Source organism: Streptomyces kaniharaensis (assembly GCF_009569385.1).
GTDB classification, from domain to species: Bacteria; Actinomycetota; Actinomycetes; order Streptomycetales; family Streptomycetaceae; genus Kitasatospora; species Kitasatospora kaniharaensis.
On the sequence record NZ_WBOF01000001.1, the window covers coordinates 1,496,286 to 1,517,141 of the forward strand.

A 20,856-nucleotide genomic window follows, 5' to 3' on the forward strand; every position below is an offset into this window, starting at 1 on the left:
TTCGGTTCCGGGTGGTTCGGGGCGTGTCCGGAGGTTCAGGGCACGTACCGCCAGCCGGGCCCGGAGCGGGCCCGTGCGCCGACGCCGGTGGCGATCGCCGCGCGGTACGCGTCGACGGTCAGCTCGGCGGCCCGCTCCCAGGTGAACCGGGCGAGCACCCGCTCGCGGCCGGCCGCGCCCAGCTCCGCGCGCAGCTCCGGATCGTCCAGCAGCCGGCCGAGCGCCGCGGCCAGCGCGTCCGCGTTCCCCGGCGGCACGGCCAGGCAGGTCCGCCCGTCCGGCCCGGCCACCTCGGGGATCGCACCGCCGGTGGTGGCGACCAGCGGGGTGCCGGTGGCCATCGCCTCGGCGGCCGGCAGCGAGAAGCCCTCGTACAGCGACGGCACGCAGGCCACCTCGGCCGAGCGGTACAGGTCGACCAGCTCCTGGTCGGTCAGCCCGCTGCGGAACTCGATGTGCTCCTCCAGCCCGAACCGGCGGACCGCCTCGGTGACGGGGCCGTCCTCCTTCTGCGGCTTGCCGACCACGACCAGGTGGGCCGGCCGCTCGGTGCGCACCTTGGCCAGCGCCTCGACCAGGTAGACCAGGCCCTTGAGCGGCACGTCGGCGCTGGACGTGGTGACGATCCGCCCGGGCACCCGCGCGACCTGCGCCGCCGGGGCCCAGAGGCGGGTGTCGGCGCCGACCGGCACCACCGAGATCCCGACCGGCGCGACGCCCAGGTGCTCGGCGATCTCCCGCTTCGAGCTGCCGGAGACGGTGATCACGTGGTCCAGCCGGGCGGCGACCCGGCGCTGCATCCGGGTGAAGGCGTACCAGCGGCGCAGCGACAGCCGCCGCAGCCGGGTGGTGGCCGCGTCCAGCTCCAACTGGCGGTCCACGGTGATCGGGTGATGGATCGTGGTGACCAGCGGGAACCCGTGCCGGGCGAGCCCGAGCAGGCCGTAGCCGAGCGTCTGGTTGTCGTGCACGACGTCGTAGCGGCCCTTGTGCCGGGCCAGGTACTGCCGGGCACGCAGCGAGAAGGTCAGCGGCTCGGGGAAGCCGCCGGTGCGCATGGTGGCGAACTCCAGCAGGTCCACCGGACCGCGGAACTCGTCGCTCGCGGGCGTGCGGAACGGGTCGTCGGCGCGGTACAGGTCCAGGCTGGGCAGTTCGACGAGGCGCACCGAGCCCGGGCCCTCGACCTCGTCCAGGACGGGGTACGGCTGGGCGCCGATCACGTCCACGTGGTGGCCGAGCCTGGCCAGCTCACGGGAGAGGTGCCGTACGTACACGCCCTGACCGCCGCAGAAGGGGTCGCCGCGGTACGACAGCAGGGCAATCCGCAGCGGCTGCGCGGTCATCCTGGGCCCTCATCTCTGCTGCTATCGGTGCTGCTACCAGTGGCTGCGTCGGCGGCTGCCGATCGTGCTGCCGGTCGCTAAAGTAGATCAGGTTTCAGTGGGTGTGGAACTCGGCATCGACCATGTGAACAATGAGAGACCTCGAAGATACCGGCCCGTAGCTTTCACTCAGGAGTCAGGGCTGGTGATTCGCGCCACGCCTGCGCGGTCCGCTCCGCCGGACCGGTCGGAGCACGCCGCCACTCTCGCGCCCCGGGAGCACTCTTGCCGCCGTCCACCACGCCCCCGACTCCCGCGCCGCACGCCGCGCCCGCGACGGCCGGCGGCGAGCCGCCGCTGACCGCCCGCCAGGCCGAGCGCCGGCGGCGGATCCTGCGGGCCGCCACCGCCCTGGCCGCCCGCGGCGGGTACGAGGCGGTGCAGATGCGGGAGGTCGCGGAGAGCGCGCAGGTCGCCCTCGGCACGCTCTACCGGTACTTCCCGTCCAAGGTGCATCTGCTGGTCGCGGTCATGCTGGAGCAGTTGCAGGGCCTCCAGGAGCACATCCGGCGGCACCCGCCGACCGACCCCGAACCGGCGCCGCGGGTCGCCGACACGCTCACCCGGGCGTTCCACGCGCTCCAGCGCGAGCCGCTGCTCGCCGAGGCGATGGTCCGGGCGCTGTCCTTCGCGGACCGCTCGGTCGGGGCCGAGGTGGACCAGGTCAGCATCGCCACCGGGCAGCTGATCCTGGACGCGATCGGGCAGTCCGAACCGCCCACCGAGAGCCAGCGCGCGGCCGTCCGGGTGATCGAGCACACCTGGCACTCGGCGCTGGTCGCCTGGCTCTCCGGCCGCGCCTCGATCGCCGAGGTCCGGGCCGACCTGCACACCGCGGCCCGGCTGCTCACCCTGCCGTGACCGTGCTCGGCCTGCCGTGACCGGCGGCCGTAACTGGAACATGTTCTTGCCCGCACCGTCGGGTGCCGCGGGGCCCTGCGGCTAGAGTCGTCGGGCATCACAACTCCATCCCGCCCCACCTCCGGGGGAAGCCGGTGCGAATCCGGCACTGACCCGCAACCGTGAGTCCGGCGCCCCTGGCGGCCGGGCGAGTCGGAGCGCCCGGGGAGGGGCGAGCGGCCGGCCCGGACGCACGCGCCCGGCACCGTCGAGGACTACGGAACGGCCCGAACGGGCCACCACCGCTCACCGAAAGGCGTACCCGTCACCATGCTCACCGTCGCCCGCCTGGGCGCCGCCGCCCTGTCCGCCGCGCTGCTCGCCGGCACCGCCGCCGCACCGGCCCTCGCCGACAGCCCCGCCCCGACCGCAGCCGCCGCCCCCGACGGCCTGTACGGCAAGAGCGACCCGACGTACGACGGGGTGTGGCGGCAGTCCCTCGCGCTCACCGCGCTCGCGGCGGCCAAGGTCGCCCCGGCCGACTCGGCGGTCTCCTGGCTCACCGGGCAGCAGTGCGAGGACGGTGGCTGGCCGTCGTTCCGCGCTTCCGGAGCGGGATGCGACGCGAAGACCGAGGACAGCAACGCCACCGCGGTCGCGATCCAGGCACTCGCCGCGCTCGGCGGCCACCAGGACGCCGTCGACAAGGGCGTCCAGTGGCTGAAGGCCAACCAGAACGCCGACGGCAGCTGGCCCTACAACCCGGGCAGCCCCGGCGACGCCAACTCCACCGGCCTCGCCGTCAACGCCCTGTTCGCCGCCAAGGCCGACCCGGCAGGCGTCGCCAAGGCCGGCAAGAACGCCTTCGACGGGCTCGCCCACTTCCAGCTCGGCTGCGCCGTGCCCGCCGACCAGCGCGGCGCCTTCGCCTACCAGCCCGACCCGTCCGCCGGCGCCCTCGCGCCCAACGCCCTCGCCACCGCCCAGGCCTCGCTCGCGGCGGCCGGCGGGTGGCTGCCCGTCGCCGCCGGCGTCCGCAGCGACGCCGCGCCCAAGCCGCTGCCGTGCCCGGACGGCGCACCCGCCGCGCCGGTCGCCCGGGCCGACTCGGCGGAGGCCGTCGGGGCGTACCTGACCGCCCAGCTCGCCGCGGGCGGCAACCACCTCACCCTCACCACTCCCGGCGCCGCGCCCACCCCCGACTACACCGCCACCGCCTGGGCCGCCCTCGGCCTCACCCAGAGCGGCCACCCGCAGCAGGCTGCCGGCGCCCTCGACTGGCTCGGCCAGAACGGCGCGACGTGGACGAAGGGCGGCACCGACGCGGGCGCCACCGCGACGCTCCTGCTCGTCACCCAGGCCGCCCAGCGCGACACCTCCGCCCTGGTCGGCCAGCTGACCGCGCTGGGCCCGGCGCCGAAGGCCGCCGTCTCCCCGAGCGCCGGCCCCACCTCCGAGAAGGCCGAGGACGACGGCATCGGCCAGTACTGGCTCATCGCCGTCGGCCTGCTCATCGGCATCGGCGGCGGCCTCGTCCTCAGCCTCCAGCGCAAGCGCGGCGCCAAGCTGTGACGTTGACCAATCGCTCCGCCGCGAGGAGGCGGCGCGGAGCCCTCCTCGCCGCCCTCCTCGGGGTGATGCTGGTCGCCGCCTCCGCCGTTCCCGCGGAGGCGGCGGGGTACCGGTACTGGTCGTTCTGGAAGGGGGACGGCAGTGGCGGGTGGGCGTATCAGCAGCAGGGGCCCGCGGTGTACGTGCCGGCGGACGGGGGTGTGGAAGGGTGGCGGTTCGCCGTCAGCTCTGACGGCGGGCGGGATGCCGCGCGGCCTCGCGCGGGTGGCGACTTCGCCTCCGTGTGCGCGGGCACGCCTCCGCAGGAGGGCCGTAAGCGGGTGGCCGTCGTACTGGACTTCGGCACGGCCGCCGACGCCGGCTCCGCCGAGCAGCCGCCCGAGCAGCGCACCGCGTGTGCCGCCGTGCCCGTGAGCGCCACCTCCGCCGAGGTGCTGGCCGCCGTCGCGCCGCCGTTGCGGTACGACTCCAACGGCCTGCTCTGCGCCATCACCGGCTATCCGAAGGCCGGTTGCGCCGACCAACTCGGCGCCGGCGCACAGCCCGGCGGCTCGGCCTCGTCCGGCGGCCCCGACTCCAGCGGCCCCGACCTCGGTCTGATCGCCGGCGGCGTCCTCGTCGCCGCCCTCGCCGCCGGTGCCGTCCGGCAGGCGCGCCGCCGTCACCGATGAGGTCCGTCACCATGCATGCTTCCCGCCAAGTCCACCCCGGGGCCTGGTGGTTGTGGGCGCTCGGGCTGGGCGCCGCCGCCACCCGCACCACCAATCCGGCGATCCTGCTGCTGCTCGCCGCCGTCGCCGGCTACGTGGTGGCGGCCCGGCGCGGCGACGCACCCTGGTCCCGGTCGTACGGCGCGTTCCTGCGGCTCGGACTCCTCGTCCTCGGTGTCCGGCTGCTGTTCGCCGTGCTGCTCGGCTCGCCGATCCCCGGCACGCACGTGCTGTTCACGCTCCCCGAAGTGCCGCTCCCGGCCTGGGCCCAGGGCGTGCGGGTCGGCGGCCGCGTCACCGCCGAGGGCCTGCTCGCCGCGCTGTACGACGGGCTGCGCCTGGCGACCCTGCTCGTCTGCGTCGGCGCCGCGAACGCGCTCGCCAGCCCGGCCCGCCTCCTGCGCACCCTGCCCGGCGCGCTCTACGAGGCGGGCGTGGCGGTCGTCGTGGCGATGACCTTCGCGCCGAACCTGGTCGCCGACGTGCGGCGGCTGCGTGCCGCCCGCCGGCTGCGCGGCCGGACGGACAAGGGGATCGCCGCCCTGCTGAGCGTCGGACTGCCCGTCCTGGAGGGGGCGTTGGAGCGTTCGGTGGCGCTGGCCGCCGCGATGGACACCCGCGGGTTCGGCCGCACCGCCGACGTCCCGCCCCGCCTCGCCCGGGCGACGGCCGCGCTCACCCTGGCCGGCCTGCTCGGGGTCTGCCTGGCCGCGTACGGGCTGCTGAGCGCCGACGGAGGCGGCTGGGCACTCCCCATCCTGCTGCTCGGCCTGGCCGCCGCCTTCACCGGACTGCTGCTCGGTAGTCGACGGTCCGTCAGAACCCGCTACCGGCCCGATCCCTGGACGCTCCCCGAGTGGCTCACCGCCGGATCGGGCGCCACCGTCGCGGCCCTCACCGTCTACCTCTCCACCCGCGACCCGGCCGCCTTCGCCCCGACCGTCGTCCCGCCGACCGTCCCCGTGCTGCCGCTGGCCGCCGCCGCGACCGTACTCCTCGGCCTGGTACCGGCGTTCGCCACCCCGACCCCGCCCCGGAGGGCTTCGTGATCACCTTCGAGCAGGTCTCCGTCCAGTACACGGACGCCGCCGCCCCTGCCCTCTCCGGCGTCGACCTGACCGTCCCCGAGGGTGAACTCTGCCTGCTGGTGGGCCCGTCGGGCTCCGGCAAGTCCACCCTGCTCGGGACCGTCAGCGGGCTCGTCCCGCACTTCACCGGCGGCACCCTGCACGGCCGGGTCACCGTCGGCGGCCGGGACACCCGCGAACACCGCCCGCGCGAACTCGCCGACCTGGTCGGCACGGTGGGCCAGGACCCGCTCGCGCACTTCGTCACCGACACCGTCGAGGACGAACTCGCCTACGGCATGGAGTCCTTGGGCCTGCCCGCGGACGTCATGCGGCGCCGCGTCGAGGAGACGCTCGACCTGCTCGGCCTCGCCGAGCTGCGCGACCGCTCCCTCACCTCCCTCTCCGGCGGCCAGCAGCAGCGCGTCGCGATCGGCTCGGTGCTCACCGTCCACCCGCGCGTGCTGGTCCTCGACGAGCCGACCTCGGCGCTCGACCCGGGCGCCGCCGAGGAGGTGCTGGCCGTGCTCCAGCGGCTGGTGCACGACCTCGGCACCACCGTCCTGATGGCCGAGCACCGGCTGGAGCGCGTCGTCCAGTACGCCGACCAGGTGCTGCTGCTCGCCCCGGGCGCCGCGCCCGTCCTCGGCGAGCCGGCCGAGGTGATGGCGCACTCGCCGGTGCACCCGCCGGTGGTCGGCCTCGGACGGCTGGCGGGCTGGCGGCCGCTGCCGCTGTCCGTGCGCGACGCCCGCCGCAAGGCTGCCTCCCTCCGGGAGAAGCTCGACGGCCACCGACCGGCGGCCGCGCCCGCCTTGGCTGGGGACCCGATCGCCGTCGCCGAGCGGCTGGCCGTCCGGCGCGGCCCCGTCCACGCCCTGCGCGGGGTGGATCTCGCGCTGCGCCCCGGCGAGATCACCGCGCTGATGGGCCGCAACGGCGCCGGCAAGTCGACGCTTTTGGGCAGCCTGGTCGGCCTGCACGCGCCCGCCTCCGGCAACATCCGCGTCAACGGCCGCACCCCGCACCGCACCCGGCCCGCCGAACTGATCCGCGAGGTCGGCCTCGTCCCGCAGGACCCGCGCGACCTGCTCTACGGCGAGAGCGTCGTCGCCGAGTGCGCTGCTGCCGACGCCGACGCGGGCGCCACTCCGGGCACCTGCCGCGCCCTGGTCGAGCGGCTGTTGCCCGGCATCGCCGACACCGCCCACCCGCGCGACCTCTCCGAGGGCCAGCGGCTCACCCTCGCCCTGGCCGTCGTGCTCACCGCCCGGCCCCCGCTGCTGCTGCTCGACGAGCCGACCCGGGGCCTCGACTACGCGGCGAAGGCCCGGCTGGTGGAGATCCTGCGCGGTCTCGCGGGTGAGGGCCACGCGGTGCTGCTGGCGACGCACGACGTCGAACTGGCCGCCGAACTCGCCCACCGCACGGTGATCCTGGCCGAGGGCGAGATCGTCGCGGACGGGCCGACGGCGGACGTGGTGGTCTCCTCGCCCGCTTTCGCTCCGCAGGTGGCCAAGGTCCTCGCTCCCGGCCCGTGGCTCACCGTCCACCAGGTGGCGGAGGCGCTGGCCTCATGAGCCGCCCCGTCCCGCTCGGCCGCCGCTCCGTCGCGGCGCTTCTCCTGGTTTCGTTCGTCGGTGTCACCGCCTTCGGCTGGCCGCTGCTCGCCTCCACCAAGTCCTCCCTGGTCGGCCATTGCGCCGACGCGCCCTGGCTGTTCGCCCTGCTCCTGCCGCTCCTGCTCGCCGTCGTGATCGCCCAGATCTCCGAGGGCCGTTCGGCGGGCGGCGGCGCTCCCGGCCTGGACGCCAAGTCCGTCGCCCTGCTGGGTGTTCTGGCCGCGGCCGGCGCCGCCCTCCGCCCCCTCGGCGCGGGGACGGCGGGCCTGGAGCCGATGTTCTTCCTGATGGTGCTGTCCGGGCGGGTGCTGGGCCCGGGCTTCGGCTTCGTCCTCGGCGCGCTGTCGATGTTCGCCTCCGCGCTGCTGACCGGCGGCGTCGGGCCGTGGCTGCCGTTCCAGATGCTCGCGATGGGCTGGGTCTGCCTCGGCGCGGGCCTTCTCCCCGGCTCCGCCCGTGTGCGCGGTCGCCGCGAACTCGTCCTGCTCGCGGGGTACGGGGCCGCCGCCTCCCTCCTGTACGGCACGATCATGAACCTTCAGGGCTGGCCCTACATCGGCGGCCTCTCCAGCTCCGTCTCCTTCGTCCCCGGCGATCCGCTCCCGGCCAACCTGCTCCGCTTCGCCACCTACTGCCTCACCACGTCCCTGGGCTGGGACCTGCCTCGGGCCGCCTTGACCGTCGTGCTGTGCCTCACCCTCGGCACCCCCGTCCTGCGCGCCCTGCGCCGCACGACGCGACGGGCCGCCTTCGCCGCACCGGTGACCTTCCGGCCACCGGGTGAGTGAAACCCCGTCTAAGGCTTCTCGCAGGAGTTGCAGAGCTGCCCATCCACCGCGACAGGCCGCCCGCACATCCCGTCCCGCCCGGGACATTCATGTCGCCGCGCCCCGTCCACGGCATGGCGGGGCGAAGGGACGGACGGCACCTTCGCCAACCGCGCCGCGAGAATCGCCCCCACGCTGTGGGTGACCGTCTCCGGTAGCGGCGCGGAAAGGATCCCCGTCAGCGCATCGCGCGTCCAGCCCCTCGCGAGCAGCCCCTCCACCCGCGTGGCCTGGTCGGTCAGCGGCTTGCCCGCCAACGCCATGCGCGGGTCGCGCCGCCCGAGTTCGAGCAGCAGCGCCATGCCGACCGTCAACTTCTCGGATGGACGGACGGAAGGGACTTCCACTTCCTTGAGAACCATCTTCTTGGAAGGGCTTCCCGTCCTCCCGGCGGCTGCCGCCCCAGCTCCAGGCGAACCGGCGGCCGGGGACACGGGAAGCGGCGGCACGGTGTGAACCGCCTTGCCCGTCACCGGCACTTCGTGGACCGAGACGACGGTCCGGACCTGCCCGGTCAGCGGGTCCCGCTGCGTCCGCCGCACGTAGTGCCCGGCCGTCTCCAGCTCGCGAAGGGCGCGCGCCACAGTCGCCCGCCCCTCCACGCTCTTCGCGGCGAGCGTGCGGACGTCCTCGCGAGCCCCGTCGGGCAGGCTGAGCAGGTACCCGAGCAGGCCACGCGCCGCCCAACTCAGCGAGTGCTTCCGGACGACGTGCCCGTTGTCGAGGATCGTGTACCCGGGGGCATGCCGAGGGATACGATTGATGTGCATTCGGGAGCCCTTTACTCCTAGTGCCATACCCCGGGGTGTTGGTAGCACCGCCGGGGCTCACTGTTTGCGGAGCGCTGATAGCCGCCCGCGCCGCAATGTTCACCGTAATGCGGCAACGATGCGTCAAACTCCGATCTCAGTCACCCATTCGGGCGGCGCAAGCGCACACAGCCCAGCGCGCCCCAGGCTCACGCAGCCCGGGGCGCGCTGTTCGCATTGAGTTCGCGACGGGCTCAGGCCTTCGGGCCCGCCGACTGGACGACCTCGAAGGACCAGAGGGTGGAGCCGGTGGCGGCGGGGCGCTTGGGCGCCTCGCCCTCCGCACCGCCACGGTGGGCGGCCTGCATGGGGCCCTCCATCCAGGCCTTGAAGTCCTCCTCGCTGCGCCAGCGGGTGTAGACCAGGTACTGATCGGTGCCCTCGACCGGGCGGAGGAGCTCGAACCACTCGAAGCCGTCCGAGTTCTCCACGGCGCCGGCCCGCGAGGCGAACCGCCTCTCCAGTTCCTCGCGCTGCTCGGCGGGAACCGTCAGTACGTTGATCTTGACGACGGACATGCCGCTCCTTCTCGTCCGCCGGGGCTCGCGAACGGCCGCCGGCTCGGTTACTGCGAGCAGTCTCCTACACCTCACACCCCGTAGGTCAGGCGATCCACGGCGGCACGACGCGCTCGTCGTTCTTCGGCGCGAGGCCGCAGGCGCCCTCGGGGGTGACGGCGTCCGGGTTGTAGGCGTGCGCCGGGGACGGACCGGCGACGACGGCGGTGAAACCCTTGTCGGTCGTGACCCGCGGGCGGCGCCGGCCGGCAGGACGAGGGTGTCGCCGGCGGCGACGGCTACCGTGTCGCCGGCGAGGTCGACGGTGGCGGTGCCGCTCAGGAACGTCCAGATCTGCTCGACGTCTGCGGACTTGCCACCACAGACGCATCAATTTCCTTGGATCGGCAGGAAGTTGTCAGGCGCGGCTCGCCCCGATCTCCGCGATCGACCTGACCGTCTTCACCGGCGCGACCCGCTGCTGGCGTCATTCCCTCCGGCGGCCCTGGCGCACCGGCCCGGGCGGCCGGCCGGCACAGAAGGAGCAGCTGAGGCCGGATCCGCGCCGGTGATCACTCCGCGCTCACCAAGCCACCGAAATACTGCCGGAATTGCTCTGGTTTGCACCGCCCGCGCGAGCCGACCGTAACCGCCACAACAGTCACCCTCACCTCGACTGTTCATCAGGGGCCAACCACCACCAACCGGTACAACCCCACCGCGGGACGGTCGGACGGCCCTGTCCACCCTCAGGGACGTCCTGCATAATCAGGCGCGATCGCGAGCCCGGGACCGCCCCGGACAGCACGCCCGAGACCCGAGGAGGACCGGCCGATGCCGGACCAGCACTGCCCGACGTGCGGCACCGCACGCTCCGCCGGGTGCGGCTGCCTCCCGGATCCGAGCCTCACCGAGACCACCGTCCTCCCGCACGTCGAGGGCCCGCCGCTGGTCCGCCCGTACGTGCCGCAGGCGGCCGGCCAGGTGGCCGAGGAGCCGCGACCGCCCGCCGACCCGTTCGCGACCACCGTCCTGCCGCCGGTCGCCCCGATGCAACCGCCGTTCGCCCCCGTGCAGCCCCCGCTCGGGCCGCCTCCGCTCGGGCCGGACGCCGACGCCTACGCCACCACCGTCCTGCCGCCGATGCCCCCGACCGGGCCCGGGGCGTACGCGACGACGGTGCTGCCCCCCGTGGGACAGCCGGGGCACCCCCAGCCCGGGGACGACATCGGCTTCTTCCCGTTCGACCAGTCGGCACCCGAACCAGAGCCCGCCGGAGGGCGGGCCGTGCGGCGGGCGGCCGAGCAGGCCGAGCAGAGCCCCATCGCCCGGCACAAGATGCTGATCGCGGGCGTCGGGGCCGGGCTGCTGGCGCTCACCGTCGGCCTCGCGTACGCGGTGACGCCCTCGCCCGAGCCGGTCCACCAGGCGCAGCCGCTGCCCACCAACACGCTCGTGCCCGCGCCGATGGACCCGACCACCCAGGCCGCCCCGACCCCGAGCTCGGCGCCGCCCACCAGCGAGACGCCGAGCCCGACGCCCACCAGAACGACCAGGCCGAGCCCGACCAGAACGGCCACCCCCACCCCCACCCCGACGCCGACCCCCACGCCCACCCCGACACCGATGCCCACCCCCACCCCGACACCGACGCCCACCCCCACCCCGACACCGACGCCCACCCTGCGGGTGCTCCAGGTCGGGATGATCGGGGCCGACGTCAGGGACATGCAGCAACGCCTCTGGGCCGCCGAGTGCGGACTCGTCGACAAGTCGATCATCTCCGGCACCTTCGACGACTGGACGAGGACGGTGCTCATGAGCTACCAGCGGGACAACCGCATCAAGGGCGAGACCGGCGTCTACGGCCCCAAGACCCAGGCCGCCCTCGCCTCCGACCAGGGCTGCTGAACCCGGCGCCCTGCCGTCCGTCAGCCGATGACGGCCTTGACGATGCCGACGGCCGCCAGCACCACCATGATCGCCGCCGCGACCCGGACGATCAGCTTCATCGGCACGTGCTTCAGCAGCTTCTGCCCGCCCACGATGGCGATCCCGCCGACCGCGCACAGCGCCAGCCACGCGCCGAGGCCGACCGCCGCCGGATCGGCGTACTTGGCGGCCAGGTTGGCGGTCATGATCTGGGTGAGGTCGCCGAACTCGGCGACCGCGACGACCGCGAAGCTCGCCCCGGCCACCTTCCAGAAGCTGTTCGCGGACGGCTCCTTGGCGGCATGCCCGTCCTCGTCGTCCCCGCCGTGGAAGAGCAGCATCGCGGCGCCGACGAGGAACAGCGCCGCGGTGACGCCCTCCACCCAGCGGTGCGGCAGCAGCGAGAGCAGGTGCCCGGCGGCCAGGGCGAGGCCCACGTGGAGCGCGAAGGCGGCGGCGATGCCCGCGAAGACGTAGCTCGCGCGGTACCTGGTGCCGAGCACCAGGCTGGCCAGGGCGGTCTTGTCCGGCAGTTCGGCCAGGAAGATGATGCCGAACGTCAGGACGGCCACGGTCAAACTCATCGGGATCGGATTCCTCGGTCGGGCTGTCCGGCCGCCGCGGTTCCGTCAGGGGTCGCCTCGGCCCGACAGCACTGGTCATGGTCACAGCACTGCGGCCGAAGGTCTCGCCGGCACCGCTCACCGAGCGATGCCCCGGGCGCCGGGCCCCGGGGGGGCCAGTATGTCGACGGTCCGGTGGAGGGCTACTCCCCTTCAACGCCGTCCAGGGTACCCGACGAGGTCGGGTCAGCAGTCCGGCGCCCGAGTCCGCAGGAGCCGCCGGCGTTCATACCCAGCTGGTGAACCACATCCGGTCCTGCCAGGACGTCAGCGGGATCACCTCCGCCGTGTACAGCGGGTAGAAGAAGGCGAAGCACCCGACGATCGCGAGCACGATCAGCCCGGCCGCCGCCGCGCCGATCCGGCGGCGCCGGGGGGTGCAGCCGGGCGGGCCGAGGATCGCGCCGAGCAGCTGCGCGACGGCCAGGCACAGGAACGGCACCAGGACGACCATGTAGAAGGAGAAGATCGTCCGCTCCTGGTACTGGAACCAGGGCAGGTAGATCCCGGCCACCGCGCACAGCACGGCACCGGAGCGCCAGTCGCGGCGGAAGAACCACCGCCAGAGCAGGTAGACCAGCGCGAAGCAGGCCGTCCACCACAGCAGCGGGGTGCCGAGGCCGAGGATCTGCGCCGCACAGCCGCCGGGGGCGGTGCAGCCCCGCTGCCCGATGGGGACCTGCTCCCAGTACATGGAGACCGGGCGGCCGACGACCAGCCAGCTGAACGGGTTCGACTGGTAGGTGTGCGGGGTGCTCAGCCCGGTGTTGAAGTCGTACATCTGCGAGTGGTAGTGCCAGAGGCTGCGCAGCGGCGCGGGCACCCAGCTCATCGACACCTGCGGCAGCGGGATGCCGAGGAAGCTGTCCGGGGATAGCCCGGCCCGACCGTCGGCCCAGTGCCGGTCGTACCCGCCGCCGCCGTTGCCGCCGCTCGCGAACCAGCCGCTCCAGGCGCCGACGTAGACGACGACGGCGGAGCCGACCATGGCGAGGAAGGCGGGCACGGCGTCCCGGCGCAGCATCGAGCGCCAGGGGCGGCGGGCGCCGGCCCAGCGGCGGCCGGACTGGTCCCAGAGCACGGTCAGGATGCCGAAGGCGGCGAGGATCATGACGCCGTTCCACTTGACCGCGGCGGCGGCGCCGACGAGCACCCCGGCGGCGATCCGCCAGGGGCGCAGGCCGAGCGTCACCGTGTCGCCGTCCTCGGCGACCGCGAGCCGGGCGCGCGCGTGGTCGCGGTCGATCAGCAGGCTGCCGAAGGCGGCGAGGACGAAGAACATCTGGACGCCGTCGAGCAGGCTCACCCGGCTCATCACCAGCTGGAGGCCGTCGACGGCCATCAGCAGGGCGGCGGTGCAGCCGATCAGGGTGGAGCCGAAGAGGCGGCGGCCGATCCGGGCCAGCATGAGCACCGTGACGGTGCCGAGCAGGGCGGTCATGAACCGCCAGCCGAAGGGGTGCAGGCCGAAGAGCTGCTCGCCGATGGCGATCACCCACTTGCCGAGCGGCGGGTGGGCGATGAACTCGGACGCGGGGGTGAGCGGGATGCTCTGCGGGACGGCCAGGATGTCGGTGTTGGCGTGGTCCGGCCAGGTGCCCTCGTAGCCCTGCTGGAGCAGAGACCAGGCGTCCTTGGGGTAGTACGTCTCGTCGAAGACGAAGGCGTTGGGGTAGCCGAGGTTCCAGAACCGCAGCAGGCCGGCGAAGAGCGCGACGCCGATCGGCCCGAGCCAGCCCGACCACTCGATCCGGTCGGCGGCCCGGCGGAGCGGTCCCGGCCGGCCCGGTGCGGGGGCCGGTGCTGCCGGAGGGTGCGTGAGCGCCGCTTGCGTCATAGCCTCGCCGATTCGCCTGTGTGCCGCTGTGCCGGTGGCTGCCGTGCCGGCCGGGGCCGGGCGGTCAACAGGCACTGACACTATGTGGGCGGTGGTGGTCAAGCCAAGCGCGACGGGCGCCGACCAGGTGACCTGGTCGGCGCCCGTCCGTACGCCCGTGCACGCGTCCCGCTACGCGGCCGTCTGCAGCTCCCGCACCGGGATGGCGTGGACCACCACGGCCGGGGCCGCGTTGTCCTGCTCCGGCGTGAGGTGCGGGCGCAGCCGCAGCGCCAGGGCGACGATCAGCAGCGTGCAGCCCGCCATGGCCGCGAGGTAGAGCGGCCAGGTGCCGGAGCCGACCAGCAGCACGCCGACGGCCGGGCCGACCGCGATCGCGATCTGCTTCACCAGGGCGAACCCGGCGTTGTACGTGCCGAGCAGGCGGGTCGGGGCGAGATCGGCGACGATCGGGGCCATGGTGGGCGCGAGCAGCGACTCGCCGACGCCGAACAGGGCGTAGATCGAGACGATCGCGATCGTGGCGGCCATGGTCTCGGTCCGGATCAGACCGGCGACCAGGGCCATCGTCCAGGCGCCGAGCCAGACCAGGCCAGCCGCGGCCATCGCGGTGGTGCGGCGGCGGCGCGCGGTGAGGCGCACCATGAACATCTGCAGCACGACGATGGTCAGCGCGTTGGCGCCGATCGCGAAGCCCAGGGTGGAGGGCGCGGTGCCGACGGTGTCGGTGGCGAAGGCCGCGACGCCGGACTCGAACTGGCCGTAGCAGGTGAAGAAGATCAGCCCGGCGAGCGCGCAGAGCCGCAGCATCGCCCGGTCGGCGACCAGCGCGCGCAGGCCCTGGGGCCCGTCGGTCTTCTGCTGGACGAGGGTCAGCGGGGCCGCCGGCATCCGGGCGGTGCCGGTGATCAGGGCCAGGCCGACGAGGGTCGCCGCCTCGATGGTGAACAGCCGGGTCAGGCTGGCCGGGTCGGCGACGTCGACGATCTGCCCGCCGACCAGCGCACCGAGGCCCATGCCCAGGTTGACCAGGGTGAACTGCAGCGCGAAGGCGTGCGCCCGGGTCGCCGTGGTGGAGCAGCGGACGATCATGGTGGCGAGCGCCGGCTGGCAGGTGGTGATCCCCCCGCCGAACAGGAAGGACGAGACCAGCAGGGCCGCGGTGGTCGTGGCGTGGCCGAAGGCGAACGCGCCGGTGGCGGCGAGCGCGGTGCCGGCCAGCAGGACGGGCCGGGGGCCGTACCGGTCGATGCCGCGGCCGGTGAGCGGAAGGACGGCGAGCGCGGCCAGCGCGAAGACGGTGAACACCGTCCCGGCCGCCACCGAGCCCAGCCCGCGCACCTGGTCCACGTACACGAACATGTACGGCATCGTGAACCCGCTGCCGAACGCACTGAGCGCGTTGCCGATCTGGACGCGGCGCAGCGGGCCGCCCGCCCCGTGCCGCTGCTGCCTCTGCTGCTTCACCGTGCCGGTCACCGTGCACATCCCTTCCTGGATTCAACTGGATACTCTTAAGTCCAGAAGATTTCAGAGCTAAACTTTGATGGTTAAGTCTTAGCATTGGAAGGCTGAGGAGTCAAAGGCTTAAGAGATGCACGGCCCCGTGCGACACTGGTGCGCATGACTACGGACAAGCCCGCGCCGGCCAAGTCCCGGGAGCTCGGCATCGCCGAGCAGGTGGCCGTCTACCAGCGGGAATTCCCCACGGTGGACCCGCAGGTGGAGACCATCGTGCAGACGTTGTCCCGGGTCGCCCGGCGGATGGGCGTGGCCTACGACCGGCAACTGACTGTGCTTGGGATCACCTCCGCCGAGTGGGAGGTACTCAAGGCGCTGGTCGTCGCCGGCAGCCCGTACCGGCTGGGGCCGGGCGAGCTGGCCAAGCGGCTCGGGCTGACGCCTGCGGCGATGACGCACCGGATCGACCGGATGGTGGCCGAGGACCTGGTCACCCGGGAACGGGACGAGTCCAACCGGGTGCGGGTGATCATCGAGCTCACCGAGAACGGCCGCGACAAGTGGCTGGAGTCGATGCGGATGGCGGCGGTGTTCGAGGAGGAACTGCTCCAGGACGTCAAGGGCGAGGAGCGGGCCGTGCTGTCCGCGATGCTGGCGCGGATGCTGCGGCGGATCGAGGAGAGCCAGCCGGACGCGCTCGGGCGCACCGCCGATCTGACGTAGGCGGACACGGCTCCGGCCCGCCGGGAGAGTCACTCTCCCGGCGGGCCGGACACTGCCGTCAGCCGGGTGTCAGCAGGGGCCGTTGTCGGCCCAGACGCCCCACTGGCCGCTGAGGCTCGGGTCCTCGCCCGTGGTCCACCACTTGTTGGTGTAGTAGTGGCCCTTCCACGAGACCTTGTGACCGGGGGTCGCGTAGGTGGCGTTCGCCTCCCAGCTCGGGGCCGCCGGGCAGCCGGCCGGGCCGGTCTGGGTGGAGGTCGCCGTCGCGGTGGCGGTGGCCGTCGGGGTCGGCGTCGCGGTGCCGGTGGCCGTGGCGGTCGCGGTCGGGGACGGCGGGGCCGGGCAGGCGGCGGCGGAGCCGTTGGTGGCGTTCACCATCGTGTCGAACAGGGCGGTCCTGGTGCCCAGGTCGTACAGCGAGAAGGCGAAGGAGCCGCCGAGGCCGTTGCAGTGCGCGTAGTCGAGCTTGGCCTGGACGGACCGGGCGTCCTCACCGCTCCAGAAGGTGGTGCCGTCGTAGAAGTACGTGGCCCTGGCCGCGTCGTCCCAGTAGGTCCTGGCCGGGTTGTCGACGAAGCCGCCGAGCTCCTTGTACATCTGGATGCCGGGGACGTTGCCGGACATCGCCGCGCCGGCCGCCGGGCCGGTGGCGGGCTGGAACAGGCCGTTGTGGCCGTTGTCCGCGACGCCGGTCCAGCCGCGGTAGTAGAACGGGACACCCATGTTGATCTTGTTGGCGGGGAAGCCTCCGGGGATGCCGTAGTCCGGGTCTCCGACCGTCCACGCCTTGACCGCGTTGTCGATCGAGTACTTGCCGTGGCCCGGCTTGGCCGGGGTCATCGGGTCGCCGGGGCCGGAGTAGAGCGGGGCCTGGTGGTTGGTCGGGCCCTGCGCGTCCCACGCGCCGTGCATGTCGTAGGTCATGACGTCGAGGAACGTGAGGTACTGGCCGATCCTGTCGGTCTCGACGTTCATGATCTTGTCCTGGCCGGCACCGACCGCCGCCGACAGGGCGTACGTCCTGTTGTCGGCCCTGCCCTGCGCGTCCAGCTGGTTGCGGAACTCCCGCAGCAGCAGCGTGAAGTTCTGCTTGTCGGCGGGACTGGAGATGTTGCCGGTGTGGCCGCCGCCGCCCGGGTACTCCCAGTCGATGTCGACGCCGTCGAAGATGCCGGCCGCCGAGCCCGGGCCGCCGTAGCCGGCGTCCGCCGGGAGGTTGCCCTTGATGAACATGTCGAGGCAGGACGAGACCAGGTGCTTGCGCGACGCGTCCGTGGCGGCCGCCGTGGAGAAGTACTTGGAGTAGGTCCAACCACCCAGCGAGATCAGGATCTTGAGGTTCGGGTTCTTCGCCTTGAGCTTCTTCAGCTGGTTGAAGTTGCCCGCGATCGGCTGGCCCCAGACGTCGCCGACACCGTCGACCGAGATGTCCGCGCCGAAGCTCTTCTGGTAGTCGGCGAACGCGTCACCCGCGCCGTCACCCGCGTTGGGATTGTTCTCGTCCTGGCTGGCGGCCTTGGTGGCCTCGAAGCAGCCGAGGTCGGTCGGGTGGATGTTGGCGAAGTCGTAGATCAGGTAGTCCAACTTCCCGGCCACACCGGTGTCCTGGACCGTCCTGGGGTAGTACGCGTTCGCGTAGATCGACCACTGGTCGAAGTAGGCGACCTTGATGCCGCCGCTGGTGGCGGGCGCGCCGGTGGTGTTGGTGGTCGCGGCGGTGGCCGCGGCGCCGCCGGACAGGGCGAGGCCCGCGCCGAGCAGCAGGGAGGCGGTGGTGCCGGCCGCGATCGCGGCCAGGCTCTTCGGGCGCCGGCGGCGGACGCCTTCCTGAGCCGGGGCCTCGGCCCTTTCGATGCGTGAGCGCAGCATGCGTGCGTGACTCCTGGTTGTGGGGGTTTCCGCGGGGGGTGTCCGTGGGAGTTCCGTCGCTCCGGAGGCTCGTCCGAGGTGGGGTCGGACGACAGGGGCATGACAGATCAGGGAGGGGAATCGAGCGGGATCAGGCCGTGACGGGGCGCCGGGATGCGCCGAACCGGCACCCGCGGCGCGAGGCCGCCGACGCCGGTTCAGGGGCTCCCTGCACCTGGGCACAAAAATGGACTAGACCAACTCCGCCGTCAAGGGGTGCTGCCGGACCTTGAGCCGCCGTTAAGGTTCGGCCCCGTCCGGGCCACCCCCGCCGGTCCGCAGGGTCGGTGACTGACGGTCAGTAGCGGACCGCGGCCGCCACCACGGCCGTGACGGTGCCCGAGAAGTCCCGGTTGCTGCGGGCGGTGGTCCGGGCGCTCTGCCCGGCGGCCACGTCCGGGGCGGTCACCACGGTGGCGTCCTGAACCTTGCCGGAGCCGTCCGTGAAGTTGACCTGGATCACGTACCGGTACGTCTGCTGCCCGTGGTTGGTGACGGTCAGCTCCGCCTGCGCCTTCCCGTCCGAGCCGATGGTCGTAGCGCCTGCCGTCACGTCCCCCTTCGCGTCCAGCCCGCCCTTGATCCCGGCGAGGGCGGACGAGGCCGCCGACACCGCCGCCGATGCCCGCGCCTCCGCCGAGGAGACCGCTCCACCGAGGCCGCTCGCCGCCGAGGCCAGTGCCGAGGCGGCGGAGGCCGCGGCCGAGGCGGCGGCGGAGGCGCCCTTCTCCACCGCGGAGGCGGCCGAGGACACCACAGTGCTCGCGCTCTTGCCCGACGAACAGCCGGCGATGACCGCCCCGCCGACCAGGACGGCGGCCAACACCCATGACACCGGCCGCAGTCGGCGGCGCAGCAGCGGAGCGTCCAGGTCCTGCACGGTGGCCCGGGGCTCGGCCGTCGCCCTGCGGGTGGCCCGGGTGAGCGGCTGGCGATCCATGTGACGTCCCTCGTTTCTGCCCGGCGCCGGGCTGCCCGGCACACCTCCCGGCCCACCCTCCGGGGCGGCGGCCGGGCCCGCCAGCCGGGCGGTGCCTCCGGGTGACGGTGGCACCCCCGCCGTCAGGACAGCCCCGAGCCCTCCTGCTCGTCCGCCTCCACCGCCGCCCGCTCCTCGCGCAGCCGCACCACGTGCCGGCGCCGGGCCACCACCCCGTACGCCGCCGCGGCGCTCGCCGCGAAGGACAGCACGCCCACCCACGGCCGGTCGAAGGCGTGGCCCGTCAGGTGGTCCGCGGAGTACCGGCCCGGGCCGGCCAGGCCGAGCGCCAGCCCGGTCGCGCCGAGGAACGCCGGGTACTCGTAGCCGCCGGCGGTCATGAAGAAGCCGGCCGGGGCGTGCACCGCCACCGCGCCCGCCATCGTCCCCGCCACCACCGCGCCGGCCGCCGGGGTGGCCAGCCCGGCCACCAGCATCGCCCCGCCGCCCGCCTCGCCGAGACCGGCCGCGATCGCGCTCTGCCGGGCCGGGTGGAAGCCCATGTGCTCCATCGCCTTGGTGGTGCCCTCCAGGCCGGCGCCGCCGAACCAGCCGAACAGCTTCTGGGTGCCGTGCGCGATCAGCACCCCGCCGATCGCGCTGCGCAGGGCCAGCAGGCCCAGGTCCCTACGGTTGAGACACATGTCGCATCCTCGTTTCCGCTCGTCCCCGGGGTGGTGATCCGACTTCCATGGGACCCGAGAGTGCGCACCCCTTCGAGTCGGGACCGCCATCCGGGCGAATCGGCCGGCGATCAGGAATGAACCGTCCGACCGCACGATTCGCGCCACACCGGGCCCGGGGCGTGGCGAGCCGGTCGCGGTGATCGCCGCGGCCATGCTTGGCCCATGCCCGTGTTCAACCTGAGCAGCGCGTTCATCACGTTCTTCGCCGTCGTCGGCCCGCCGAAGGTCCTGCTGGCCTTCGCCCGGCTGGCCGCCACCCGGACCACCCGGGAGCTGCGGCGGCTGGCGGCGCTGAGCACGATCGTGGCGGCCGTGGTCGGCCTGGTGCTCGACTTCGCCGCGGACGAGGTCACGACCCTCTTCCACATCAGCGACCAGTCGCTGCAGCTCGCCGGCGGGACGATCTTCTTCGTCTACGCCGTCGCGCTGGTCTTCGGCGTCCACCTCGGCGCCGAGAGCGAGGCGGACGAGCATCTGCGGAACCCGATGCTGGACGGCTTCCGCGCGCTGCTGCTGCCGTACATCGCGAGCCCGCTCGCCGTCACCGCCGTCCTGGTCGCCTCGCTCGCCAAGGACGACTGGGGCTGGCGGGCCACCGTCGCCGAGGCCTACCTGGCCGTCATGGTGATCAACTACGTCGTCGTGGCCCTGCTCGCGCCGCTGATGCGGCGCATCCACCGCACCTCGCTGGAGGTGCTCTCCCGGCTGCTCGGACTGCTGCTGGCGGCGGTCGGCGTGGAGCTGATCCTGAGCGGCCTGACCGGGCTCGGCGTCCACCTCCCCGAGGCGCACTACTGAGCCCGACCTCCGAGCCGGCCTCCGGGGTCGTCAGCCCGCCGCGAGCCGGGCCAGCACCTCGCCGATCCGCTCCCGCACCAGCGGGTCGGCGACCAGCCCGTCCGGGCCGACGGCCTGCCGGTCCAGCGGGATCCGGGCGCAGGCCTCTTCCAGCACGGCCGCGCCGGTGTACCCGAGGACGGCGCGCAGGGTGGCCTCGGCGCCCTGGCCGCGGCCCGGACCGGCGGCGTTGATCCAGGCGGTGGGCTTGTCCGAGATCTCCGTACCGCCGACCGTCCAGTCCAGCAGGTTCTTGAACGAGCCGGGCAGCGTCCCGGCGTACTCGGGGGTGCAGATCAGCAGCGCGTCGGCGGCCTCGATGGCCGCCCGCAGCCCGGCGACCGGCTCCGGCAGCGGGTCGGTGTCGTGGTCCGGGTTGAAGTGCGGCAGCTCGGCCAGCCCGGTGTAGAAGGCGGTGCCGACGCCCGGCGTGGCGGCGGCGACGGCGGCGGCCGTGCGCAGCACCGTCTCGTTGGTGGAACCGGCGCGGAGGCTTCCGGGCAGCAGCAGGATCTGACGATCATTCGGCATGCCGAGGAAC

19 protein-coding genes are annotated in these 20,856 nt (G+C 73.6%); 9 read left to right on the forward strand and 10 right to left on the reverse strand.

Going from position 1 to position 20,856, the window contains the following annotated elements:
* Positions 1-35 precede the first annotated feature (35 nt).
* On the reverse strand, positions 36-1,346 hold the full coding sequence (locus F7Q99_RS06835; RefSeq protein ID WP_153460497.1) for a glycosyltransferase family 4 protein: 1,311 nt from the start codon (positions 1,344-1,346) through the stop codon (positions 36-38).
* Between the two features lie 264 nt (positions 1,347-1,610).
* On the opposite strand from F7Q99_RS06835, the gene F7Q99_RS06840 reads away from it, so the two are divergent.
* The 6 genes from F7Q99_RS06840 to F7Q99_RS06865 all read left to right on the forward strand — a co-directional run bounded on the left by F7Q99_RS06840 (position 1,611) and on the right by F7Q99_RS06865 (position 7,984).
* On the forward strand, positions 1,611-2,246 hold the full coding sequence (locus tag F7Q99_RS06840; RefSeq protein WP_153460498.1) for a TetR family transcriptional regulator: 636 nt from the start codon (positions 1,611-1,613) through the stop codon (positions 2,244-2,246).
* A gap of 309 nt (positions 2,247-2,555) precedes the next feature.
* Positions 2,556-3,797 (forward strand): prenyltransferase/squalene oxidase repeat-containing protein, encoded by a 1,242-nt coding sequence (locus F7Q99_RS06845; protein WP_153460499.1) that lies wholly within the window; start codon positions 2,556-2,558, stop codon positions 3,795-3,797.
* A gap of 2 nt (positions 3,798-3,799) precedes the next feature.
* Positions 3,800-4,468 carry an SCO2322 family protein gene (locus F7Q99_RS06850; protein ID WP_230210167.1) on the forward strand — a complete coding sequence of 223 codons (669 nt, stop codon included), beginning with the start codon at positions 3,800-3,802 and terminating at the stop codon, positions 4,466-4,468.
* Positions 4,465-5,556, forward strand: coding sequence for a CbiQ family ECF transporter T component (locus F7Q99_RS06855; RefSeq protein ID WP_153460500.1), 1,092 nt, complete (start codon positions 4,465-4,467; stop codon positions 5,554-5,556). The genes F7Q99_RS06850 and F7Q99_RS06855 overlap by 4 nt, the downstream gene beginning before the upstream one ends.
* Complete coding sequence (locus tag F7Q99_RS06860) at positions 5,553-7,154, forward strand: ABC transporter ATP-binding protein (RefSeq protein WP_326846358.1); 1,602 nt, start codon at positions 5,553-5,555, stop codon at positions 7,152-7,154. The genes F7Q99_RS06855 and F7Q99_RS06860 overlap by 4 nt, the downstream gene beginning before the upstream one ends.
* On the forward strand, positions 7,151-7,984 hold the full coding sequence (locus tag F7Q99_RS06865; RefSeq protein ID WP_153460501.1) for an ECF transporter S component: 834 nt from the start codon (positions 7,151-7,153) through the stop codon (positions 7,982-7,984). Before F7Q99_RS06860 ends, F7Q99_RS06865 begins: the two co-directional genes overlap by 4 nt.
* An 8-nt stretch (positions 7,985-7,992) precedes the next feature.
* Here F7Q99_RS06865 and F7Q99_RS06870 read toward each other — a convergent pair whose 3' ends face one another.
* Positions 7,993-8,793 (reverse strand): helix-turn-helix domain-containing protein, encoded by an 801-nt coding sequence (locus F7Q99_RS06870; protein ID WP_153460502.1) that lies wholly within the window; start codon positions 8,791-8,793, stop codon positions 7,993-7,995.
* A 233-nt stretch (positions 8,794-9,026) separates the two neighbouring features.
* On the reverse strand, positions 9,027-9,350 hold the full coding sequence (locus F7Q99_RS06875) for an antibiotic biosynthesis monooxygenase family protein (protein ID WP_153460503.1): 324 nt from the start codon (positions 9,348-9,350) through the stop codon (positions 9,027-9,029).
* Positions 9,351-10,163: 813 nt separating this feature from the next.
* Between F7Q99_RS06875 and F7Q99_RS40320 the strand changes: the two genes are divergently transcribed.
* Positions 10,164-11,240, forward strand: a complete 1,077-nt coding sequence (locus F7Q99_RS40320) for a peptidoglycan-binding domain-containing protein (protein ID WP_195911005.1) — start codon at positions 10,164-10,166, stop codon at positions 11,238-11,240.
* Positions 11,241-11,260: 20 nt separating this feature from the next.
* Here F7Q99_RS40320 and F7Q99_RS06885 read toward each other — a convergent pair whose 3' ends face one another.
* The 3 genes from F7Q99_RS06885 to F7Q99_RS06895 all read right to left on the reverse strand — a co-directional run bounded on the left by F7Q99_RS06885 (position 11,261) and on the right by F7Q99_RS06895 (position 15,200).
* Positions 11,261-11,845, reverse strand: coding sequence for a TMEM165/GDT1 family protein (locus F7Q99_RS06885; protein ID WP_153460504.1), 585 nt, complete (start codon positions 11,843-11,845; stop codon positions 11,261-11,263).
* A 265-nt stretch (positions 11,846-12,110) separates the two neighbouring features.
* Positions 12,111-13,721, reverse strand: coding sequence for a dolichyl-phosphate-mannose--protein mannosyltransferase (locus tag F7Q99_RS06890; protein ID WP_153460505.1), 1,611 nt, complete (start codon positions 13,719-13,721; stop codon positions 12,111-12,113).
* A 171-nt stretch (positions 13,722-13,892) separates the two neighbouring features.
* Positions 13,893-15,200: an MFS transporter gene (locus F7Q99_RS06895; RefSeq protein ID WP_326846359.1), complete on the reverse strand. Its 1,308-nt coding sequence runs from the start codon at positions 15,198-15,200 to the stop codon at positions 13,893-13,895.
* A 144-nt stretch (positions 15,201-15,344) separates the two neighbouring features.
* On the opposite strand from F7Q99_RS06895, the gene F7Q99_RS06900 reads away from it, so the two are divergent.
* Positions 15,345-15,905, forward strand: a complete 561-nt coding sequence (locus F7Q99_RS06900) for a MarR family winged helix-turn-helix transcriptional regulator (protein WP_153460507.1) — start codon at positions 15,345-15,347, stop codon at positions 15,903-15,905.
* A 69-nt stretch (positions 15,906-15,974) separates the two neighbouring features.
* Here F7Q99_RS06900 and F7Q99_RS06905 read toward each other — a convergent pair whose 3' ends face one another.
* The 3 genes from F7Q99_RS06905 to F7Q99_RS06915 form a co-directional block, all read right to left on the reverse strand.
* The gene (locus tag F7Q99_RS06905) at positions 15,975-17,774 is read right to left on the reverse strand and encodes a glycosyl hydrolase family 18 protein (protein WP_153460508.1); all 1,800 of its coding nucleotides are present in this window, start codon (positions 17,772-17,774) and stop codon (positions 15,975-15,977) included.
* 337 nt (positions 17,775-18,111) lie between these two features.
* Positions 18,112-18,753: an FxLYD domain-containing protein gene (locus F7Q99_RS06910; protein WP_153460509.1), complete on the reverse strand. Its 642-nt coding sequence runs from the start codon at positions 18,751-18,753 to the stop codon at positions 18,112-18,114.
* A gap of 122 nt (positions 18,754-18,875) precedes the next feature.
* On the reverse strand, positions 18,876-19,436 hold the full coding sequence (locus tag F7Q99_RS06915; RefSeq protein WP_153460510.1) for a DoxX family protein: 561 nt from the start codon (positions 19,434-19,436) through the stop codon (positions 18,876-18,878).
* Positions 19,437-19,640: 204 nt separating this feature from the next.
* Between F7Q99_RS06915 and F7Q99_RS06920 the strand changes: the two genes are divergently transcribed.
* The gene (locus tag F7Q99_RS06920; protein WP_153460511.1) at positions 19,641-20,276 is read left to right on the forward strand and encodes a MarC family protein; all 636 of its coding nucleotides are present in this window, start codon (positions 19,641-19,643) and stop codon (positions 20,274-20,276) included.
* A 30-nt stretch (positions 20,277-20,306) separates the two neighbouring features.
* Here F7Q99_RS06920 and F7Q99_RS06925 read toward each other — a convergent pair whose 3' ends face one another.
* Complete coding sequence (locus F7Q99_RS06925) at positions 20,307-20,846, reverse strand: NADPH-dependent FMN reductase (protein WP_153460512.1); 540 nt, start codon at positions 20,844-20,846, stop codon at positions 20,307-20,309.
* Positions 20,847-20,856 lie beyond the last annotated feature (10 nt).